The following is a 1,575-nucleotide window of genomic DNA, read 5'->3' as shown; positions in this document are numbered from 1 at the left end:
CAAGAAGCCACAACCAACCAGAAGGGTTTGGATACCCAAACCCGGACAGGATAAAAAACGGCCACTTGGAATACCTACCATATACGACCGCGCTCTTCAAGCTCTCGCCAAACAAGCCCTTGAACCGGAATGGGAGGCAAGATTTGAACCCAACTCATATGGGTTCAGACCAGGTAGGTCATGTCATGATGCCATTGAAGCAATATTCAACAGCATCAATAAAATGCCCAAATGGGTACTAGATGCCGACATCGAAAAATGCTTTGATAAAATCAATCACGATGCCCTAATAAGAAAATTAAATACTTATCCAACCATGAGTCGAGTAATCAGGCAATGGTTAAAAGCAGGAGTAATGGATAAGAACACACTCCTTCCTACAGAAGAGGGTACTCCTCAAGGTGGAATAATTTCTCCACTTTTAGCGAATATAGCCCTTCACGGAATGGAAAACCGAATAATACAATATGCTGAAAGTTTACCTGGAATAAAACAGAAGAATAAATCAGCACTAAGTTTGATTCGGTACGCAGATGACTTTGTCATCATACACAAAGACCTAGAAGTGGTAGAAGAGTGTCAAAGAATCATCGTAGATTGGCTAAATGACATAGGTCTAAAGCTTAAACCCAACAAAACCAAATTGGTACATACAACTAAAGGATTTGACTTCCTTGGTTTCAATATTCGACAATACACAGTCGGAAAGCACCAATCAAAGAAAGGGTTTAAAACCATCATCAAACCATCTAAGAGAAAAGTAAAAGAGTATTATGAGCGGCTCTCATCAAAAATAGATAAGCACAGAGCCGCTCCACAGATAGCTCTAATCGAGCATCTAAAACCTATCGTAAGAGGATGGTGCAACTATTACAGCTCAGTCTGTAGTAAGGAAACCTACCAAGACATAGACAACCTACTCTGGAACAAACTTCAAAGATGGGGATACAGGAGACATCCAAGAAAATCAAAAACCTGGGTAAACAAGAAATACTGGGGGACGAGGGTTGAGAAACCTAAGAAACCCTGGGAAGCTCCGAAGATTGATAACTGGGTATTTATGACCAACGAGGAAAACTACCTCCCCAAACACGCCAAGACCAAAATAGTCAGACACGTGAAGGTCAAAGATACCCGGAGTCCATTCGACGGTAACCTAATTTATTGGAGTACCAGAATGCAGAAACACCCTGAAATGACCAGTCAAAAGGGAAGACTTTTGAAAAGGCAAAAAGGGGTATGTACTCACTGTGGTCTCACCTTCAGGGATGGAGATTTAATGGAAAAGCACCACATAATACCACGTTCACTCGGCGGAAATAACTCAGATAAAAATCTAGAGTTACTCCACCTACATTGCCACGATGCCAAACATGGAAAGAAAATCAACTCCTCCGAGTTAGATGTCAATCCATTCTAGAGGTACCAATGACAATGGTTCCTATGATGAGGAGCCGTATGATAGGAAACTATCACGTACGGTTTTGAAGACGAGTCGGAGGGGCGACTCTCCGGCTTAGTTTAATACCTCTACTGTTCTTGGTTCCGGCCAGGTTCAGCAAGTCGGGTCGTTGA

General features: G+C 42.2%; 1 protein-coding gene. It reads left to right on the top strand.

All coding sequences use genetic code 11. The annotated features are described in order from the left end of the window. Positions 1-1,420 (top strand): group II intron reverse transcriptase/maturase (gene ltrA, locus F6K49_RS47625; RefSeq protein WP_293109561.1); only part of this gene is annotated, 1,420 nt, incomplete at its 5' end. Positions 1,421-1,575: the final 155 nt, after the last annotated feature.

It is taken from the genome of Moorena sp. SIO3I6 (assembly GCF_010672095.1).
The sequence above is the reverse complement of the archived record's forward strand: the minus strand, read 5'-3'. Positions and strand labels throughout refer to the sequence as shown.